The 19311-nt window shown below is 43.0% G+C and carries 20 protein-coding genes; 16 read left to right on the top strand and 4 right to left on the bottom strand.

From position 1 onward, the window contains the following. Positions 1–10 precede the first annotated feature (10 nt). The 16 genes from IX53_RS01310 (at position 11) to IX53_RS01235 (ending at position 13692) form a co-directional block, all read left to right on the top strand. The gene (locus tag IX53_RS01310) at positions 11–1432 is read left to right on the top strand and encodes a GGDEF domain-containing protein (protein WP_047753815.1); all 1422 of its coding nucleotides are present in this window, start codon (positions 11–13) and stop codon (positions 1430–1432) included. Positions 1433–1626: 194 nt separating this feature from the next. Beyond that, positions 1627–2118: a Na+/H+ antiporter subunit E gene (locus IX53_RS01305; RefSeq protein WP_047753814.1), complete on the top strand. Its 492-nt coding sequence runs from the start codon at positions 1627–1629 to the stop codon at positions 2116–2118. Beyond that, complete coding sequence (locus IX53_RS01300; RefSeq protein WP_047753813.1) at positions 2115–2369, top strand: cation:proton antiporter; 255 nt, start codon at positions 2115–2117, stop codon at positions 2367–2369. Before IX53_RS01305 ends, IX53_RS01300 begins: the two co-directional genes overlap by 4 nt. Before the next feature lie 2 nt (positions 2370–2371). Further along, positions 2372–2701 (top strand): monovalent cation/H(+) antiporter subunit G, encoded by a 330-nt coding sequence (mnhG, locus tag IX53_RS01295; RefSeq protein WP_047755345.1) that lies wholly within the window; start codon positions 2372–2374, stop codon positions 2699–2701. Then, positions 2698–2940, top strand: coding sequence for a Na(+)/H(+) antiporter subunit B (locus IX53_RS01290; RefSeq protein ID WP_047753812.1), 243 nt, complete (start codon positions 2698–2700; stop codon positions 2938–2940). Before mnhG ends, IX53_RS01290 begins: the two co-directional genes overlap by 4 nt. Further along, positions 2937–3689, top strand: coding sequence for a hydrogen gas-evolving membrane-bound hydrogenase subunit E (mbhE, locus tag IX53_RS01285; RefSeq protein ID WP_047753811.1), 753 nt, complete (start codon positions 2937–2939; stop codon positions 3687–3689). Before IX53_RS01290 ends, mbhE begins: the two co-directional genes overlap by 4 nt. Then, positions 3686–4027, top strand: coding sequence for a sodium:proton antiporter (locus IX53_RS01280; RefSeq protein WP_047753810.1), 342 nt, complete (start codon positions 3686–3688; stop codon positions 4025–4027). The genes mbhE and IX53_RS01280 overlap by 4 nt, the downstream gene beginning before the upstream one ends. Next, entirely contained in the window at positions 4024–5460 is a 1437-nt protein-coding gene (locus tag IX53_RS01275) for a complex I subunit 5 family protein (protein ID WP_053001091.1), read from the top strand. Before IX53_RS01280 ends, IX53_RS01275 begins: the two co-directional genes overlap by 4 nt. After that, a complete protein-coding gene (locus IX53_RS01270) occupies positions 5461–7296 on the top strand; it encodes a proton-conducting transporter transmembrane domain-containing protein (RefSeq protein WP_047753809.1) in 1836 nt (611 codons plus the stop codon). A gap of 6 nt (positions 7297–7302) precedes the next feature. Then, positions 7303–8193 (top strand): respiratory chain complex I subunit 1 family protein, encoded by an 891-nt coding sequence (locus IX53_RS01265; protein ID WP_179944404.1) that lies wholly within the window; start codon positions 7303–7305, stop codon positions 8191–8193. 5 nt (positions 8194–8198) lie between these two features. Then, positions 8199–8738, top strand: a complete 540-nt coding sequence (locus IX53_RS01260) for a NuoB/complex I 20 kDa subunit family protein (RefSeq protein WP_047753807.1) — start codon at positions 8199–8201, stop codon at positions 8736–8738. Beyond that, positions 8722–9240 (top strand): NADH-quinone oxidoreductase subunit C, encoded by a 519-nt coding sequence (locus IX53_RS01255; RefSeq protein WP_047753806.1) that lies wholly within the window; start codon positions 8722–8724, stop codon positions 9238–9240. The genes IX53_RS01260 and IX53_RS01255 overlap by 17 nt, the downstream gene beginning before the upstream one ends. Further along, positions 9233–10342, top strand: a complete 1110-nt coding sequence (locus IX53_RS01250) for an NADH-quinone oxidoreductase subunit D (protein WP_047753805.1) — start codon at positions 9233–9235, stop codon at positions 10340–10342. The genes IX53_RS01255 and IX53_RS01250 overlap by 8 nt, the downstream gene beginning before the upstream one ends. Before the next feature lie 12 nt (positions 10343–10354). Then, positions 10355–12184 carry an FAD-dependent oxidoreductase gene (locus IX53_RS01245; RefSeq protein ID WP_047753804.1) on the top strand — a complete coding sequence of 610 codons (1830 nt, stop codon included), beginning with the start codon at positions 10355–10357 and terminating at the stop codon, positions 12182–12184. A gap of 1 nt (position 12185) precedes the next feature. Then, on the top strand, positions 12186–12677 hold the full coding sequence (locus tag IX53_RS01240) for a ferritin-like domain-containing protein (protein ID WP_047753803.1): 492 nt from the start codon (positions 12186–12188) through the stop codon (positions 12675–12677). 85 nt (positions 12678–12762) lie between these two features. Continuing rightward, positions 12763–13692, top strand: coding sequence for an inorganic phosphate transporter (locus IX53_RS01235; protein ID WP_047753802.1), 930 nt, complete (start codon positions 12763–12765; stop codon positions 13690–13692). Positions 13693–14032: 340 nt separating this feature from the next. Here the strand turns inward: IX53_RS01235 and IX53_RS10420 are convergent, their stop codons facing one another. The 4 genes from IX53_RS10420 to IX53_RS01215 form a co-directional block, all read right to left on the bottom strand. Further along, positions 14033–15652, bottom strand: a complete 1620-nt coding sequence (locus tag IX53_RS10420) for an HD domain-containing phosphohydrolase (protein WP_053001090.1) — start codon at positions 15650–15652, stop codon at positions 14033–14035. 676 nt (positions 15653–16328) lie between these two features. Next, positions 16329–17531 (bottom strand): isocitrate dehydrogenase (NADP(+)), encoded by a 1203-nt coding sequence (icd, locus tag IX53_RS01225; protein WP_047753801.1) that lies wholly within the window; start codon positions 17529–17531, stop codon positions 16329–16331. A 6-nt stretch (positions 17532–17537) separates the two neighbouring features. Next, the gene (locus IX53_RS01220; RefSeq protein WP_047755342.1) at positions 17538–18038 is read right to left on the bottom strand and encodes a 3-isopropylmalate dehydratase small subunit; all 501 of its coding nucleotides are present in this window, start codon (positions 18036–18038) and stop codon (positions 17538–17540) included. Between the two features lie 16 nt (positions 18039–18054). Further along, positions 18055–19308 (bottom strand): 3-isopropylmalate dehydratase large subunit, encoded by a 1254-nt coding sequence (locus tag IX53_RS01215; RefSeq protein ID WP_047753800.1) that lies wholly within the window; start codon positions 19306–19308, stop codon positions 18055–18057. Between the last annotated feature and the right edge of the window lie 3 nt (positions 19309–19311).

Genomic DNA, 19311 nt, shown 5'->3' with positions numbered 1-19311 from the left:
GGTGTCAAGCTTGTTCAGTGAGGAGTTCGAAATAAGGGTAAGAAAAGCGCATTTACCCCCAATGGTAATCTATTTAAGTGAAAATCTCAATATAAAATTCGATGTTTCACTGAAGGTACATAGGGACCCTTCGCAGGTCCCTTATGCTGTTTTTCAGCTTGTCAAAGCATTGAGAAAGATGAAAATCCCGATTCAAAGCGTGAGATATGTGGATGATCCTCGGGACCAGAGTGCCTTCATCAAAGTGGAAAAGGGAACACAATTGAGTTACGAGCTTCTAAAAAGAAGCGTAGAGGATATCATTTACCATCTGCTTTCAACGGATAAAGGGAAGGAAGTACTCTTTCCTCTCTTTTACGAAGCCGCAAATCTTTCAAACGCTCTATCGAACCTGAACGCTTTATTGTCTGAGGCAACCAGATCCCTGGATTGGGGTAAAATCACTTACGCGGTTTTCACGGGACTCACTGCCGGATACTGTGGCTCTTTCAACAGAGCTTTCTTTCTCCACTATGTACCGAAGGAAGAAAAATTTGAGATAACAAGTGCTTTTGGACCCGCTGACAATGAGGAGGCCCATCGTGTGTGGGAAGAAATAGAGCTTCTTGACATGGGGCTTTCAGATTTCTTTGCAAATTACAATCAAAAGGCATTCGAATCTCGGTTAGAAAAAAGAGTCAAAGGTATTGAAATAACCTTCAGTGAGTTTGAAGGAACTTCTCTGCAGGAAATCGTGGAAAAGAAAAAAATGTATCATATACAGAGCGTGGAAGAGCTTCCTGAAACCCTAAGAAACAAACTCGGTTTTTCTGGTGAAATGTTGGCTGTGCCGGTCTTCACATCCATGCGCTTTTTTGGAATCTTTCTACTCGATAATTATTTCGACAAAAAACCTATATCAAGGTTGCAGAAGAAAGTTGCCGAAATTTTCTCAAAGCAATATTCCGTCCTTTGGGAAAGCCACATACTTTTTTCGAAAACAAAAGAACTTGCAGAAAAAGATTCAATAACAGGTCTGTACAACCGTCATGAGCTCAACAAGTTCATAAATGACCAGACATCTTTTGACACAGATATTTGCTCTCTCGTGTTCATAGATGTGGATAGGTTCAAGGCCGTGAACGACAAACATGGCCATTCAGAAGGGGATCGGGTACTGAAAAAGATCGGAGATATTATTCTCTCTGAAACGAGAACTGGGGTCGATCGCGCCTTTCGATATGGTGGCGATGAATTTGTGATCTTGCTGCCTCTTGAAAAAAACGCGGCGAGAAACGTGATAGAAAGAATAAAAAAACGTATAGAAACTACCACACCTGTATCAATATCTTATGGTATAGCAAGCTTCCCCGATGATTCCAAGGACTTCCACGAACTGCTTAAACTTGCCGACAAACGCACATATTTAATGAAACGAGAAAAGTCAGAATAACGTTATACCCCTGGCTTTCTTAAGACAGAAAACCTACCGTTACCTTCCGCTGCTATTTTTTGCCCATTAGGGCTGGTGTATAGCTGATTGTTTTCTTTATTTTAACAAAATATCGTAACACCCTTACGGGGTTATGGTAAGATATAAATAACACAAGTTATGGATTTCACAATTTCACAAGAAGGGGGTATGTTATGACCCTGAATTTTCTTTCTGTTTTTGTGGTGACTTACCTAATGTGGATAGGTTTTACGACAAGCTTAACCTCTGCGGAATTGCTTATGGGCCTTGTCGTCGCATTGCTGGTAGCAGCCGTTATGGCACGCTATTCGAAGATGAAAATTGGTATTGATTTCCCGATAAGGGCAATTAAGTTCATTTTCGGGTATCTACCAGTTTTCATCGTCGCAATGGTCAAAGCCAACCTTGATGTTGCAAAAAGAGTTCTCAACCCAAACCTACCCATAAACCCAGCTATCGTGAAAGTACCTGTGAAATTGAAGGGAGAAATTTCAAAGCTGACCCTTGCGAATTCCATAACGCTTACCCCCGGCACTCTCAGTCTCGATATAGACGAAGAAGGAATTTTCGTCCATTGGATCGACAAGCAGGCCGTGGATACGGAAGACATAAAGAAAGCCATCGTGGGCAGCTTTGAAGAAAAGATCGGAGGGATCTTCGAATGACAACCCTGATTGTCTTCCTTTCACTAATCGCTTTTGGCGCAGTTCTTGCTCTCTTAAGAATCTTCCGCGGTCCAACCCTCTCTGATAGAGTGGCAGCTTTGGATATCATGAACGTCATTGTCACCGGGGTCATCGTATTGTTCGCGCTCATAGAAGAAAACCCGCTCTTCCTTGATATAGCACTTGTGTACGCGGCACTTTCATTCCTCGAAACGGTGGTTGTGGCGCGGTATCTGGAGGGGAGAAAATGATCATGGAGATAATCGGATACACACTAATGACTATCGGTTCGCTTTTCTATCTCCTCGGAGGGCTTGGTGTACTGAGAATGCCTGATGTGTACAACAGATTGCAGGCAGGTACCAAAGCCACTACCCTTGGCTCCTTTTCATTCATACTGGGGGTAGGCTTCATTCACCCCGAATGGCTGTTGAAAACGATAGTGATAGTCGCTTTCATAGCTATTACGAATCCTGTTGGGAGTTCGGCATTGGCAAGGGCTTCTTTGAAATCTGGTGTTAAGCCCGACCCAAGAACGGACATGGGAGAATACCTTCCCAAAGAGGGGAGTGAAGAGGAGTGAATATTATTTCCTTCATAATCGGCATAGTTATCGTGGTGAGCTCTATCGTTGCCATCGAAGCAAAACGCCTTTTAACATCTATTGTGATGCTCTCGCTGACCAGTCTGCTCGCTGTTGTTTCTTTTGTTTTGCTTAAAGCTCCAGACGTAGCTATCACGGAAGCTTCTGTTGGTGCGGGGCTCACAACAGCAATATTCCTCCTTACCTTGAAAAGATTGGGAAAGGAGGAATCAAAATGAAGAAATTCATCGCTGCGCTGATTGCATTTCTGTTCTTCATTATGTTTATCAGCGTCCTTAATTCTGACACAGAAACACTTCAAGGTATTCCTGAATTTGGGAAAGTAGATCTTTCTGAACGCGTCTCTGAGAAATACATTTCCAAATCTGTCAACGGAGACAACGGTGAAATAATCTATGGTGAAACAAAAGATGCCGAAAGTGGTTCTGCGAACGTGGTGACTTCAATAGTAGTCAACTATCGATCATTTGATACTCTCGGTGAGGTTACTGTTCTCTTTCTTTCAGCAACAGGTGTTGCCATCCTTATAGGGGGCGGCCGAAGGAAAGTTCTTCCCATCTCAGTGAATCCAATAGTCAGAATATCTGCGAGGATAGTAGCCACCCTACTTTTGGTATTTGGCGCTTACATATTCATCCATGGACACCTGACTCCTGGAGGCGGTTTCCCAGGCGGTACGATAATCGCTGCGGGTATGCTCCTCATGCTTTTGGTAGATGATAAAAAGAGAGCTCCTAAAGCTCTGAAAGTCCTTGAAGGTACGATGGGGTTCGTATATGTTGCAGTCGGTATCGCTGGACTCCTCGTGACAGGTTCTTTCTTGCAGAACTTTCTACCAACCGGCACAGTTGGTGATCTTCTCAGTGCCGGGATAATACCTGTTGTTTATTCCATAATAGGCCTAAAGGTAGGAGCAGAGCTCTCCGGACTCCTTGACGACTTTTTCGCAGAGGAGGGAGAGGAATGATTCAGTACTTTTCTCTTGTGCTAATTGCCATTGGAATATATGGTCTGCTATCGCAAAAGAATCTGGTCAAGCTCATTGTTTCATTGAACATAGCTGAACTTGGAGTGAACCTTTTCATTGTCTCCATTGGATATGTGGCTGATGGGAAAGTTCCAATACTTTCTCCGGCTGTCAACAGGAGTACGATGAACTTCGTAGACCCTCTCCCTCAGGCTCTTGTCCTGACGGCGATTGTTATCGGCGTCGGTGTAACAGCCCTCGCACTATCTTTAGTTCTGAAAGTGAAAGAATCCTATGGAACCATCGAATTGGACGAAATAAGGGGGGATAAGGCATGAACCCCGTTTGGTTGATTGCAGTGCCATTAGGACTTGCGTTCATTAGTGTATTTACAGGAAAGCTGTCAAGAGCGTTTTTATGGATAGCTGCAATGTTTAACGTCATCGCCAGCGCGGTCCTCTTTGTTGGAAACGGAACGGAAAGCTACATAATAGGCGGCTGGATACCTCCATACGGGATAAACCTCGTACTGAATGACTTGACTAGGATACTGCTGCTTTCTGCCAACACACTGTTTCTTCTGGCGCTTGTTGCCACTTCCGAAGAGGTGTTGAAAAAACGTGATAAGATGTCCGTTGCTTTTAGCCTTTCACTGGCTGCGCTAAACGGTATCCTGTTAACCGGAGATCTCTTTAATCTTTTTGTCTTTCTGGAAATTGCCGCCATCTCTGCATACATAATGGCAGCTTCTGGAAGTAACAGAACCAGTAAGTTCGCGGCGTTGAAATACCTGATAATCGGTGCAATCGCATCTTCTCTCTATCTACTCAGTATCATATTGATCTATGCTTCGTTGGGAACTCTGAATATGGCAGATGCGGCTTCGAAAATCTCAAGAGGCATAATGAACCCTGATGTTTTGTTAGTTGCTGGCTTGTTCATGCTGGTAGGACTTGGTGTTGAGACGAAGCTATTTCCATTCAACGCCTGGGCACCAGATGTTTATGCAAATGCTTCTGGCAGAGGGTCAACAATACTGGCATCAGTGTTTCCGCTCGTCATGGTTTCCGCGTTTATTCGTGTGATCGTCTTCGTTATAAATTTTGAGAATTTGAACAATCTGATAATGCTGCTGGGCGTAGTGACAGCCGTAATCGGAGAAATTCTTGCATTTGGGCAAAAGAGGTTGAAAAAGATGCTCGCATACTCGAGCATCGCACAAGCTGGATTAGTGATCATGCTCATTGGCCTGGGCTCAAGAGAGGCATTTACCGGTTCTATTATGTTGCTTTTAAACAACGGGTTTGCTAAACTCATACTTTTCGCAGTGGCTTCTCAGTTGATTCTTATTGTTGGAAGCGATGCCTTTGAAGAAATTGCGGGTATTGGTAGGAAAGCCCCTATCTACTCCTTGCTCTTCAGTACCGGCGCTCTTACTATTATCGGGATGCCAATGTTCTTTGGTTTCAGATCGAAACTTTATGTGGTGTCTTCAACAATGGATAGAAACTGGTGGATTCCTGCTGTAATACTTCTAACAGCAGCTATTGAAGCCACTTACTATTTCAGATGGATTTTCAATTTCGTGAGACCGACCGCTGCTGTGGAAACTAAGAAGATCACAGCACCTCTTGGTCTGGTTCTTACGGGAATATTGTTAGTTGTTATTATCGTTGTTCTGGGTGTTGTCCCTGGAAGCGATCTTGATCTTTTTAATAGGGTCGGAGAGTTTGCCTACCAGGCAGGGAAGGCCCTTACGGGAGGGATGTGAATGGAACTCACTGGACTGTTACTTGCAATGGTAGTAGCCTCTCCTGTTCTATATTTACTGGCAAAAATGAGCAAGATGCTGGCTTATGTTCTGCTCATGATAGAAGAAATCGCAATTTTTGGCATTTTGTTACTCAATAAGGGTGTTGTTTCCCAATATGAGTGGGTTGAGTTATTTGGAAACTTAAAACTGAATTTCAGTATCACACCACTCAGCTGGTTCTTAGGAACCATTGTCATGCTCGTAATCGCCCTTACAACTCTCTTCATGTTGCCAATCAAGCATAAAAGTGCCATAAAGGTTTTTCTTTTCAATATCATCTCTGCAGCGGCATTAGGTGCATTTTTCGCGGCAGATTTCTTCACATTGCTTATCTTTGTCGAAATAATGACCTGGGCAACCTTGATCATGATCGTTCAGGATCGCAAATATTCCTGGAAAGAAGCTCTTAAATACGTTGCAACGGGAGCAGTTGGTTCATATTCTTTCATGTATGCGGTGTTTATGCTTTACAAAAAATTCGGCACGCTGGAATATTCTGCAGTCGGTCAAGCATTATCTGATACCAGTTCAGCATTCCAGATAACGATTTATGTGCTTTTTGGAGTGATGGCTCTGGCGAAGTCAGGTGCTTTTCCACTTCATATATGGAGAAGAGGAGCGTATTCTGAATCACCCGATGAATTTACTCCTGTTTTTGCGGGTGTTCTTTCAAAAATTGGTGATTACGTGTTTTTCCTAACGGTGATTTTGCTTCCCAGCGTGGAACTCTTCGCAAACATGCCCGCGCTTCGTGGCGTGCCTTTACCTAACTATATAATGGCAGCGCTCGGAGGCATTTCAATCATTCTGGGTACAGTCCTGGCCATAAGACAAGAAGACGCGAAGAAACTCATGGCATATTCGTCTGTTGCAAATTCTGGCTATTTCTTTCTCGCCTTTGGAATTGGAGGTACTTATGCAACAATAGGAGGCTTAATGCATATACTGAACCACGCTCTTGCGACGGCAGCCGTATTTATGGCTTTTGCAGCGGTAATATATCGAACTGGAACAACCGAGTTGCATAAACTGGGTGGTTTGATTTTCAAAATGCCATTCACCTTTATAGCCTACCTGGTTGGCATAATCTCTCTTGCAGGGATTCCGCCGACAAGTGGATTTGTCTCGAAGTGGCTTATCTATCAACAGCTCGTGAGAGACGGTCTTCCGTTCCTTGGCTTTGCAGCCTTTTTTGGTAGCATCGGATCGTTCATGTATGTTTTCAAGCCACTAACAGGCATTTTCCTAGGGCAATTAAAACCCGAGCATAGAGAAGTCAAAGAAGCGCCCCTTCCAATGGTTATTCCGATGATGCTTCTAACCCTTCTCACCGTGTTCTGGGGGATTCTCCCAAGCAATGCCATCGCATATATAAATAAGATCGCTGAACAGGTCGGTACAGGGACCATTGAGGTTACCTTCTCTAAAATCGTTGCGATGACCGGTGAATGGGATTCTGTCGTAGTTACCACAGTTTTCTTCGTTGGTTTCGTTATTGCTTTGATTATCTTTATGATGGGTAAAAAAGCTAAGCAAGTGGAGCTTATGGACACCTATACGGGTGGTGAATTCATATACACTGCAGAGCTTTATCACTTTGTTTATAAGATGTACAGACCTTTCGATAGGATGTTTGAAAATTGGCCTTCAATGGAAGACTGGTTGTCTTCCCTGTCCGATAAAATCAAGGAATTTGGGGCGCTTTTGAGAACGCTATTTTATCCAAAGAGCCCACAGGGGTATGTGGCTCTTGGTATGCTTACGTTGCTCGTAGCCTTTTGGTGGTTGAGGTGATGCATGATGACAATATTGAAGGGCGTAGCATTACTTGTACTTGCGTTTGTTTATACTGTGACTCTAGAAGGGCTTGCAAGAAAAATAACAGCTCGCATTCAAAGAAGATACGGACCTCCCTTCTGGCAGAATTTTATTGATATTTTCAAAGGTCTAACGAAACATTCCATTTCCCATGGTTTCATTTTTGACTTTGGCTTGCTGATGGCCTTTGGAGGTACTGTGGCCACGGTGTTGTTCATACCAGCCGGAAATCTAGTCGTTTTCCCTGGACTTGATAACGTTTTTGTGGTCATCTATTTACTCGCTATCGGTCTTCTTGGTATGGCAATGTCCTCTGTGGGTTCAGGCAACCCAAATGCAGGAATAGGTATCGGACGTGCTCTCACACAAATGCTTGGTTACGAGCTTCCCTTCATGATTGTACTTTTGGGCGTCTTTTTCCAGTATAGGAACTCCTCGCTCTCCGATCTGGCGAGAATGCAAATAGAATCGGGTAATTATAATGCCATTGTTATGCCCATAGGTGCTTTGGTCGCTTTTATATCCCTTCTGGGAATGCTCGGTAAAAAACCGTTCGATAGTTTCATTGCGCCTGCTGAAATTGCTTCAGGGCCATTGGTTGAGTACAGTGGAAAATATCTCGGGATGCTGTTGATTCAGCATTCTTTCGCAACCTTTATTGAAGTTGGCATGTTTGTAAATCTCTTCCTCGGTGGCGGAAGAAACATCTGGGAGTTCTTACTTAAATTCTTTATTGTATACTTCCTGGCTGTAATTATTTCAGCTATCATGCCGAGATTCAGGGTAGAGCAGGCCGTGAAATTTTACTGGAAGTGGCCCTTGATACTCTCCTTCGTCCAGGTACTCATCGTTATATCCGTCTCAGGGAGGTGAATCGAATGACAAAACAGCAATCGGCCTGGGAAAAAGTCGCTAACATGCTCCGAGCCAGATCTCTCTGGATGCTTTATTACTGTACCGGCTGTGGAGCGATAGAACTGCCTCCTACAATGACATCAAGGTTTGACATGGAAAGGTTCGGTATCAGCCCCATGGCGACCCCAAGGCAGGCAGACATACTGCTTATAACCGGGTATTTGAGTACTAAAACGCTTAGAAGAGTTATATATACATACGAACAGATGCAGGCACCCAAATATATTGTAGGGTTTGGATCGTGCACCCTCAATGGTGGTATTTACTACGATTCATACGCAACTATCAACAAGCTGGACCTTTACATTCCAGTAGACCTGTATCTCGCGGGTTGCATGCCCAGACCGGAAGCAATAGTTTCGGGTTTCAAAAAACTCATGGAGAAAATAGACAGAGGTGAGGCGGACGGATGGAAGCGATATCAAGAGAATTACGAGTGGTATAAGAAAAACCAGCTTTCCGCTCTCGGGGAGGTGTACATCCACGATGAGTTCCACGAATGAGGTTATCTTCAACGAAGTTAGCTCTTTATTCGAAAAGGTGAGTTTTGAAAAAATCTCCGATAGAAAATATGCGGTGAGTATAGAAAAAAGACAGGTTGTTTCCTTTCTCGAAACACTCAAGAGAAAAGGTTTTTCTCACATGTCCCTGATCACCTGCATAGACTGGATAGAAGAAAAGGAGTTTGAAATAGTCTATACCCTGTTCAACTGGAACACGGGAACTACCCTGATGGTCAAAACAAGAACCAGTAGGGAGAAGCCAGTTGTCCCAACCATTATGGAAATCTGGCCTACCGCCAAGTTCTACGAACGTGACATTCACGAATTTTTTGGGGTCAAGTTCGAAGGTAATCCAGATCTAAAACCGCTTATTCTGGAAAGCTGGGAAGAAATACCACCTATGCGTAAAGATTTTGATCCTGAGAAATACTCCAAAGAGCATTTCCCCGATAGGGCTTACGAAGTAGACTTTCTTGTAAAAGGAAGTGAAAACGATGAGTAAGGAAGTCAAACTCTTTCTTGGACCTAACCACCCTGGTATGCACGGAAATTCCAGCGTACATTTGTACGTGGAAGGGGATACTGTTGTTAAATCTAGATTAGTGCCTGGTTTCTTGCACAGGGGCTTTGAAAAACTCATGGAGCGACGAACTTGGATGCAAAACCTTGCTCTTATTCCAAGAATCTGCGTTCCTGAACCCGACATAAATGAGATGGTGTATGCCATGGCCATTGAGACTCTGACGGGTATTGAGGTCCCTGAAAAGGCTCATTGGATCAGAATGATTATTCTTGAGCTCGCTCGCATAGCCGCCCATTTGATGGCTATGGGGGGAATCGGGGGAGCAACAGGTCTGTACACTATGCCTTATTGGGTAATGCCAGACAGGGATAGAATACTCGATATCTTCGAGAAAATTACTGGCGCCAGGATTTATCATATGTACATCATTCCCGGTGGCGTGAGAAAAGATCTCCCACAGGGTATAGAAAAAGACATTCTTGAAGTTCTGGATTATATAGAAAGCAGGAGCGACGAATACGAAAATCTGCTTTTAAAACACAGGGTAATCAGAACCAGGACGAAAGGCTTAGGTGTTCTCACCAGAGAAGAAGCTCTGGAGATGGGAGTTACTGGTGTAGGATTGAGAGCAACAGGACTTCCGTACGACATAAGAAAAGTAGACCCATATGCCAGATATGACAAAGTAGAATTCGAAGTGCCCACTGCTACAGAAGGCGACGGTTATGCCCGATTCACCCTAAAGTACTTGGAACTGCAGCAGAGCATCAGAATAATAAGGCAGTGTATTGATATGATGCCCAAAGAAGGACCTGTGAACGTGAGGTTCTCCAGAGGAAGCGCCCTCAGATTCAGGGTACCTGCTGGAAGCGTTTACGCTCATGTAGAGTCTTCAAGAGGGGAATACGGATACTTTGTCGTTTCAGATGGTGGAGAGAAACCGTATAGAATCCACGTCCGTGGTGCTTCTTATCCTCAAGGTCTTTATGGGGTAGAAAACAAACTTCCCGGTACACGAATTGAAGACGTCGCTCTCTGGCTCGGAACAATGGACTTCTGTTCACCGGAGATCGACAGGTGAGGAGGCGGTAGCGTGAGTGTTTACGAAACCTTTAAAAAATCATTCTGGGGACCCACAATAGCCTGGAAAAGGTTGTTCACAAAGCCGGTTACAATTAGAGTTCCAAAAGTATATCGCGAGGCCGCTCCTCGTTACAGGGGCTTCCACGTAAATGACTGGGAACTCTGTTCTGGCTGTTCTACCTGTTCCAAAGTGTGTCCTACAGATGCGATAAAAATGGTACCTGTCGACATAACCGTGGAGCCCGGAAAGAAAGCGCAGAGACCTGCAATAGACTATGGGCGTTGTACTTTCTGCGCGATGTGTGTTGATATCTGCACAACCGGTTCTCTAAATATGACAAGGGAATACATTCACATCTCCGATGACCCGAACACCTTTTTCTTCCTGCCGGATGAGACAGGTATCCACCACAACAACCCACCGCTGGGCTACCAACGCGATGAGAACTCAGATCTTTTGGATCTTGAAAGAGTAGAAATGGAAGAATTGCCTGGCGAAGATAGGGTAGATTCCTTTATAGAATTTGTCAAAGGATACTCAAGGGAACAAGCAATTGTGGAAGCATCACGCTGTGTAGACTGTGAGCTGTGTATCGACGTCTGTCCGGCTAATATGGATATACCGCGCTATATCGAGAGCGTGTACAGGGATAACACGACCGAGGGAGTAGACTGGATATATAAGACTAACCCATTACCGGGAGTTTGTGGTCGTGTTTGTACGCACAAGTGTGAGACTGTCTGTTCAATTGGACACAGAGGTGAGCCAGTGGCTATCAGATGGCTGAAACGCTATATCATCGATCAGGAAAGTACAGAAGATATAATCAGGCACGCAAAAGAAGAGATAGTCAAAAAAAGTACAGGTAAGGTTGCCATCATCGGTGCAGGGCCTTCCGGTCTTGCTGCGGCATATTACCTCGCTCTTATGGGTTACAGTATAACGATCTTCGAGTCCAAAGCTCTTCCTGGTGGTGTTATGCGCTATGGGATTCCAAGGTACAGGTTGCCTGATGAAGCCCTCGATAAAGATATCGAAGTCATAAAGGCCTTAGGAGTCGAGATCAAATGCAATACAACAGTTGGGAAAGACATTACTCTGGACGAATTGAAGGAAAAATACGACGCTGTTTTTCTGGGTACTGGCTTCACCACGGGAAGGTCCACAAGAGTGCCTGGAACGGATCACAAAAACGTTTTAATGGCTCTTCCATTACTGGAGAAAATTAGGGACTATCTGCGTGACCCTGAAAATGCGGAAAAACCTCCAATACCCGCTAGCCTCATCGTTATTGGCGGCGGAAATGTGGCGATGGACGTTGCCAGGAGCGTCGCAAGGCTCCAGAAGATGGAAGGCAAAAAGATTAACGTGAAAGTCACCTCCCTTGAATCTATGGAAGAAATGCCCGCTGACCTCGAAGAAATCGTTGAGGGCAAAGAAGAGGGTATAATGTTTTTCCCCTCTCGTGGACCAAAGGAGGTCGTTATCAAAGACGGAAAGATCGTGGGACTTAAGACCGTTGCCTGTACCCGCGTTTTCGATGAAGAAGGCAGATTTAACCCACAATTTGATGAAAGTGATGTCACGATCATTGAAGGCGAAATGATTGTAGAAGCGATTGGTCAGGCACCCGATTATAGCTATCTTCCTGAAGAGCTCAGTGAAAAACTCGAATTTGTTAGAGGTAGACTTCTCGTTAATGAGAAAGGTCAGACATCTATCCCATGGCTATTCGCTGGTGGTGATATTGTACATGGCCCGGATATCATCCACGGCGTAGCCGATGGTCACAAAGCAGCTATCGGAATAGACGAGTTTCTCAGGAACAAGGAGGGATAAGATGTATGAAGCAAGGAAGCTTCTCGAGGTCGCTTTGAACTTTGAGAAAGCCGGGCAAGAATTTTACAAGAGTAATTTGGAAAAAGTAAATCAGGCATTAGCAAAAGAGACGTTCAAATATTTAATGGAAATGGAAGCCGCGCACGTAAAATATATAGAGACACTCATTGAACAACTGCCAAAGGGTGAGCCTGTTTCGGTTCCAGTCGACGATAGCGACAAAACTTTTGAAAAAAGACTCACATCTCAAGCGCTATCAGAAGGCACATATACCAGCGACCTGGCTGATTTGTCCATTTTAAGAATGGCGTATCTCATTGAAAAGGACTTCGTCGAATATTACGACAGAGCCTCTAAAAAATTGGAGGATGAGTCTCTCCACGCGCTGCTGATTACACTACGAGACTGGGAAAAAGGACATGTTGCCATTATTAAAGCGCTGATGGAAAAAATTTACGAAAAGCACTCCCTTGACTTAGGTTTTTACGGTTGATTTTTCAACATTGATCGGCGCGCCTTAGTGGCGCGCCTTTTTGTTGTGATAATATATATCTATATATTAAGCTAGGAGTGATTATATGTTTCTTGCCCTTATACCTGCTCTTTTCTTTGGATGGTCTCTGGGTGCAAATGATGCGTCGAATGTATTTGGAACAGCTGTTACAAACGGAATCGTACGTTTTAGAGTCGCTACGATAATTTCGGCTATCTTCATAGTCATTGGGGCACTTGTGAACGGTTCAAAAGGGCTTGAAACAATAAGCAGTATAAGCTCACAGACAATGCTCTCGGCAGCTATTACAGCATTGGCTGCTGCCGTTACAGTAACAATAATGACTTGGATTGGTCTGCCTGTCTCTTCTTCACAGGCTATGGTTGGTTCTATTATTGGTATTGGATTGATAAAAGCAAATGTTCAGTGGTATGTTCTGGTGAAAGTGGTGCTCGCCTGGTTGGGTACACCGATAGGTGGAATAATATTCGGATTTTTAGGATACAAAGTATTTGCCAGGTATTTCAACAGGATAAATTCATTACGTGTACAGGATTTAACCATAAAGGCAGCAGCTCTTATTATTGGAGCATATGGTTCATACGCTCTTGGAGCTAATAACGTGGCAAACGTTACCGGGATTTTCGCGGGTCTAATTCCCTTTGAACTGGCTGCACTCATTGGTGGTGTTAGCATAGCCTTGGGGGTACTTACTTTTAGTAAAAGAGTAATGTTGACCGTTGGTAAGGAAATAATAGCTCTTGATTCATTTTCGGCGGTCATAGCAGTGTTTGGTGAGTCTGTAACGGTCTGGATTTATGCTCTTGTAGGAGTGCCTGTTTCCACTTCGCAAGCTATTGTAGGAGCCGTAATTGGAGCCGGTCTCGCCAGGGGATCTGTGAGTGTAAACGCGAAAACAATAAAAAGAATTGTCCTCGGTTGGCTTGAAACACCTCTTATCTCAGGTGTTCTTTCTGCTGTACTCTTTCTATTTGCTGGTTTGTTTGTAAAGTAGCAATCACTTTAAAATTTAAAATAGCTGACCGGCGCAAACCATCTAAATACACCGGTCAGCAGCACTACAGGGGGTAAGAAAATTCTGCCTATTAAATTACTTAATAGTGCAGAACTTATATTACGTTATGTGTATAATTTCCATCTATATAGTAACACACAACCTGATTATTCATCAATACTGAAATAATAACACATGTTGTTAATAACAATACCGTGCCTATCCCGATGCAGTGGTGGAATAGAGCTGGGCAATTTCAACGAACGGTTAGGAGGTATATGTCCCAAGGAGCTTCTGGTTATCTTTGTGAACGCGTTGTCTGGGAAGGAACCGTTAAAAATTATGAACGGAATGAACGGAGATTTTTGGCGGTCGTGCTGTTGTAAATGTTGCTCACTCTTTCAAACTCTTTTTCACATTCTAGGAAAGCATCAACGATGTCGGGATCAAAGTGCTTTCCTATATCTGCCTTGATTCTCCTGAGGGCTTCTTCATGTGGCAGTTCATCTTTATAAGGCCTTTTTGACCTGATGGCATCATAGGCATCACACAGGGCAAAGATTCTCGCTTCTAAAGGAATTTCCTCTCCTTTTAAGCCTTCCGGATATCCTTCACCGTTGTATTTTTCGTGATGGTACGCACAGATGTTCCTCGCCATGATAATGTACGATCCTTTTAGTTTGTACCTATCAATAGCATCTTGAAGTATCTGCTTCCCTATTATTGTGTGTTTCTTCATTTCTTCATATTCCTGTTTAGTCAATTTTCCTTCCTTCAACAGAATGGAATCCCGTATTCCAACCTTTCCCATGTCATGCAAAGGGGCAGTATCGCGAAGGTTTTCAATGAATTCACTGGTGATAATTTTCCGATACTTCTTGTTCTTGCGTAGTTGTTTTGCCAGCATTACTGCGTACTCTCTTGTCCTTTGTAAGTGGTGCCCTGTTTCAGTGTCCCTACGTTCAGCAAGCATAGCAAGAGAAGACATGACAGCTTTTTGTGCTCCTATCAGGTCCTTTGTTTTCGAGAAATTTAAATAAACAACTATCAACATCAGAATGAGAAATAAAACAAAGATCAGTGTTGATGTCAATGTAAGGTTTTGGAGAGCTGCGTTTAGCGATGGATGTTTGTGATATGCTGCAATAATCAAGTGCCTACCGGGAAGAAATTCTACGGTAGAGTAGTGAATGGTTTCTATATCTGAAAGCTCTAAACGACCTGAGCGTTCGGTAAAGTCGTAGTCTGATTTACGAAAATTGACTGATTTGTCTGAATTTAGCGATATTAGATATCCATCTTCGGTTTGAATAAACATGTTTTTATGTAGCAACTCGAGAACTTTTGAAAAATACACATTCAGAATCAAAATCCCCATTTTTTTACCTTCAGAATCAAAGAGAGGGGTTGCCAGCCTTATTACCGGAGTATAAGGTATTTCTACCTTTTCATTCTCGATGTTCAAATCTATTGGGGATGCGTAGATCTGATTTTCATCCATCTTCATGGCTTCCTGAAAATAGTAACGATTTTTTTTATTTTGCAGTTGTGAATCGGGAACGATTACCGTAGTTCCATCCAAGCTGTGATTGACTCTAATTATTTCCTGGCCTGAAGAATCGATAATTCTGATCTGATAATACCGCCCTGAAGTTTTAGCGAGTTCGTAGAATATTTCCTTGATCGAATTCTTGCAGCTGATGGATTCAAAATTATCGTTCACGTAGTTTTTGGTGTTTGGAATGTTCTTTAGCAAAAACAAATCTTGTTCAAAATCACGGAATAGTGCCCTGATGATCTCTTTGGTAGTAAATAATTGAGCGTCTACGCTTTCATGTTGCAATTTCGCTTCGTTATCATATATTTGATTCCCGCCAAAATGCACGATCATCCAGAAGAAAATAGAAAGGGTTACAACAATCAGCAGGAATAACACATTATGTTTTATAAATCTTCTCACATTATCGACCTCTCCCTAATTTACCGAGAAAAAAGAGGTTCTGAGGCTCAGTAACAAAAGTATGTCCGTTGGGCATTAATATACCATATGACACTGCGCGATTACTTTCTTCGTAACAATAGTTCGAAAACACTTTGCATACGTATCGTTATTCTACTCTAAATAATACACTGTAATCATAAAATACAAAAGCTTCACACACAGTCAATCTTAGGGACCGCTACTCGTCCACCGTTTGCCGTTTACCGTTGTCCGTCTTCCACCATCCGATAAGAGCCTCTTCTCGGAAAGAGCGGGTCTAGGGTCTGGGGTCTAGGGTATGGAGAAAAAACAGAGATCCGAGAGCCCGAGAACCGAGAGTCCAAGAGAACGTAAAGGACGCGTGATATGCTGACTTCGCGAAGAGCCGTTTGCCGTTATCCGTTAACCGATAAGAGCTTCAGCGACAAAGTTGCTCCTATCATCCAGAAGATGTTCTTCGCCCACAACCAACAACCCACAACCGACAACTGTTTTTATCGCTGTGAAGCAGCCTTCTCGGCTCTCGATTCTCAGTTTTTTCTACACCCCAGACCCCAAACCCTAGACCCGCTCTTCCCAAGAAAATTCTTATCAATCAACGGAAAACAGCAAACAGTAAACGGCTCTCTGGTCTCGGCTCTCGGATCTCGAACCCCTATTCTTCAATATTTTTTACGATCTCTTCTGCAAATTCAGTGGTTTTAAGAGGCTCTACACCTTTCTTTTTTGCAAGATCCACCGTCATCTTCTCATCCATTATGGTTTTTTCTACAGCTTTTCTTATGATGCTTCCAACTTCTTTCCACCCAATATAATCAAACATCATAGCACCGGATAATATCAAGGATGTTGGGTTTGCTATACCTTTTCCAGCGAGCTGTGGTGCTGTGCCATGTGTTGGTTCAAACAGAGCTATGAAATCTCCTACATTCGCTCCAGAAACTAACCCTATACCTCCAACTTGAGCTGCAGCAGCGTCTGACAAATAATCGCCATTCAGGTTGGGGAGAAGTATTATATCGTATTCTGAAGGTTCCAAAAGTATCTGCTGGAACATGTTATCCGCAATTCTATCTTTTATAATTAATTTTTCAGATATAGATTCATTCAACTCTTCCTCTAGAATTACTTTGTCTTTGAATTCATTCATAGCTACTTCGTAAGCCCATTCCATGAAGGCTCCCTCTGTATATTTCATTATGTTTCCTTTATGAACTATGGTGATATTCTTTCTGCCATTTTCCAGGGCGTATTGTATAGCCTTTCTTGTAATTCTCTTTGTAGCAAATTCACTTATGGGCTTTAATCCAAGACCAGAATCATTTCTAATTTCCAGGTTAAACGTATCTTTTAAAAAGGCAATGACCTTTTTCGCTTCCTGTGATCCTTTTTTCCATTCTATTCCGGCATATACATCTTCCGTGTTTTCACGAAAAATCACCACATCTAAAAGTTCCGGATGTTTGACTGGAGCTGGAACTCCTTTTATCCATTTAACTGGTCTTATACACGCATATAGATCCAGAATCTGCCTGAGTTTTACATTGAGGCTCCTGTATCCTCTGCCAACCGGGGTAGTCAAAGGTGATTTTATTGAAACGACATGGCTCCTAATAGCCTCGATTGTTTCTTCAGGGAGTGGGTCACCAAAAATTTTTATAGCCTTTTCACCTGCATATATTTCCTTCCATGTAACCTTTCTTTTTCCTGCATAAGCACAAGAAACTGCCGAATTCCACACCATCATTGCCGCTCTCATTATTTCGGGGCCTATTCCGTCACCTTCGATGTATGGAATTATAGGTCTGTCTGGGATATGAATACTGTTGTTTTCTACTGTTATTTTCCGTTCCTCCAAAATAAATCACTCCACAAAGTAATCTCCAAACTCTTTTATGTAATTTTTTATTCCGCCTTTTTCTACGATCTTCAATATAAAATCTGGCATGGGTTTAAATTTGTAAGTTTTCCTTTTGGTGAGATTCTCCACAGTTCCATTTTTAAGATCGACCTCTACTACATCACCTTCGCTTATCTCCTCAGCTTCTTTGAGTTCCACCAGAGGAAGACCTATATTTATTGAGTTTCTATAAAATATCCTTGCAAAGGATTTTGCTATTACGCACGAAACACCTGCAAGTTTCATTATCCTGGGAGCATGCTCTCTGGAAGATCCCATTCCGAAGTTTTTTCCAGCGACTATCATATCTCCTTTTTCAACTCTTTCGGGAAAATCTTCCCTTGCATCTTCAAGAACATGTTTTGCGAGTTCTGAAAGATTGGTGCGCAAATGAAAGTACCTTCCAGGTGCTATATGATCAGTTGAAATATCATCACCGAATTTCCAGACTTTTCCCTTAACAATCAACTGGACCCCCTCCTTATGTAAGGAATTTCCTCGGGTCGGTAATTTTCCCGGTTATAGCTGAAGCTGCTGCGGTTGCTGGAGAAGCAAGGAATATTTCAGCCTTCGGATTTCCCATTCTCCCTTTGAAATTTCTATTCTGGGTCGATAAGACCCTTTCTCCATCTCCAAGAACACCTTGATGGACACCCACACAAGGACCGCAGCCTGGCGCAAGCACCGTCGCGCCGCTTTCCACAAAGATTTTTATCAGACCTTCATCCATGGCTTTTAGATAGATATCTTTTGATGCAGGTATAACTATTAACCTCACGTCAGGATGTTTTTCTTTGCTCTTTAAAATCGAAGCTGCTATTCTTAGATCTTCGAGTCTCCCATTTGTACAGGTACCGATGAATACCTGATCGATCTTGGTACCTTCCACGTCTTTAATACTTTTAGTATTATCAACGGTGTGAGGAAGAGCAACCACTGGCTCGAGATTGGATATATCCATTTTATAGATTTTTTCGTAAACCGCGTCAGGATCAGGTTTTATTTCTTTGTAATCCGACTCTCTACCATGAGATTTGAGGAATTCCCTCGTCTTATCATCCGGGGTTATTATTCCTGATTTCGCTCCTGCTTCGATTGCCATATTGGTTATGGTGAATCTTTCTTCCTGTGACATTTGTTCTATAACCTCTCCCTCAAATTCCATCACCTTGTAATTTGCACCGTCAGCTCCAATGAGACCAATTATGTGTAAAATTATATCCTTTGAAAAAACTCCATCTGGGATTTTGCCATTCAAAACGAATTTTAAGCTCGCAGGAACTTTTAGCCACACTTTTCCAAGCCCAAAAGCGAGAGCAACATCCGTAGATCCCATTCCGGTAGCAAATGCTCCAAGAGCGCCGGAAGTGCATGTATGAGAATCAGCACCGACAACAAGATCACCAGGTTTCACATATTTCTCAACGAGTATTTGGTGTGATACCCCCTCGCCTATATCTGAAAGAAAGGCTCCTGCTTTTTTCGAAAAATCTCTCAATTTTCTATGTGCATTTGACAGTTCTTTTCGGGGACTTGGTGAGGCATGGTCTATGAAAAGAATAGAATTTGTGACTTTGAGAGCATCAAACCCCATTGTGTAGTATTCATCAACAGTCAAAGGACCTGTTCCATCTTGAACCATAGCTATATCTACTTCAGCAACAACAATATCTCCGGGATTTACGTCTTTTCTCGCATGCTCGGATATTATTTTCTCCGCGATGGTTTTTCCCATTTT

It is taken from the genome of Kosmotoga pacifica (genome assembly GCF_001027025.1).
Lineage (GTDB): Bacteria > Thermotogota > Thermotogae > Petrotogales > Kosmotogaceae > Kosmotoga_B > Kosmotoga_B pacifica.
The sequence above is the reverse complement of the archived record's forward strand: the minus strand, read 5'-3'. Positions and strand labels throughout refer to the sequence as shown.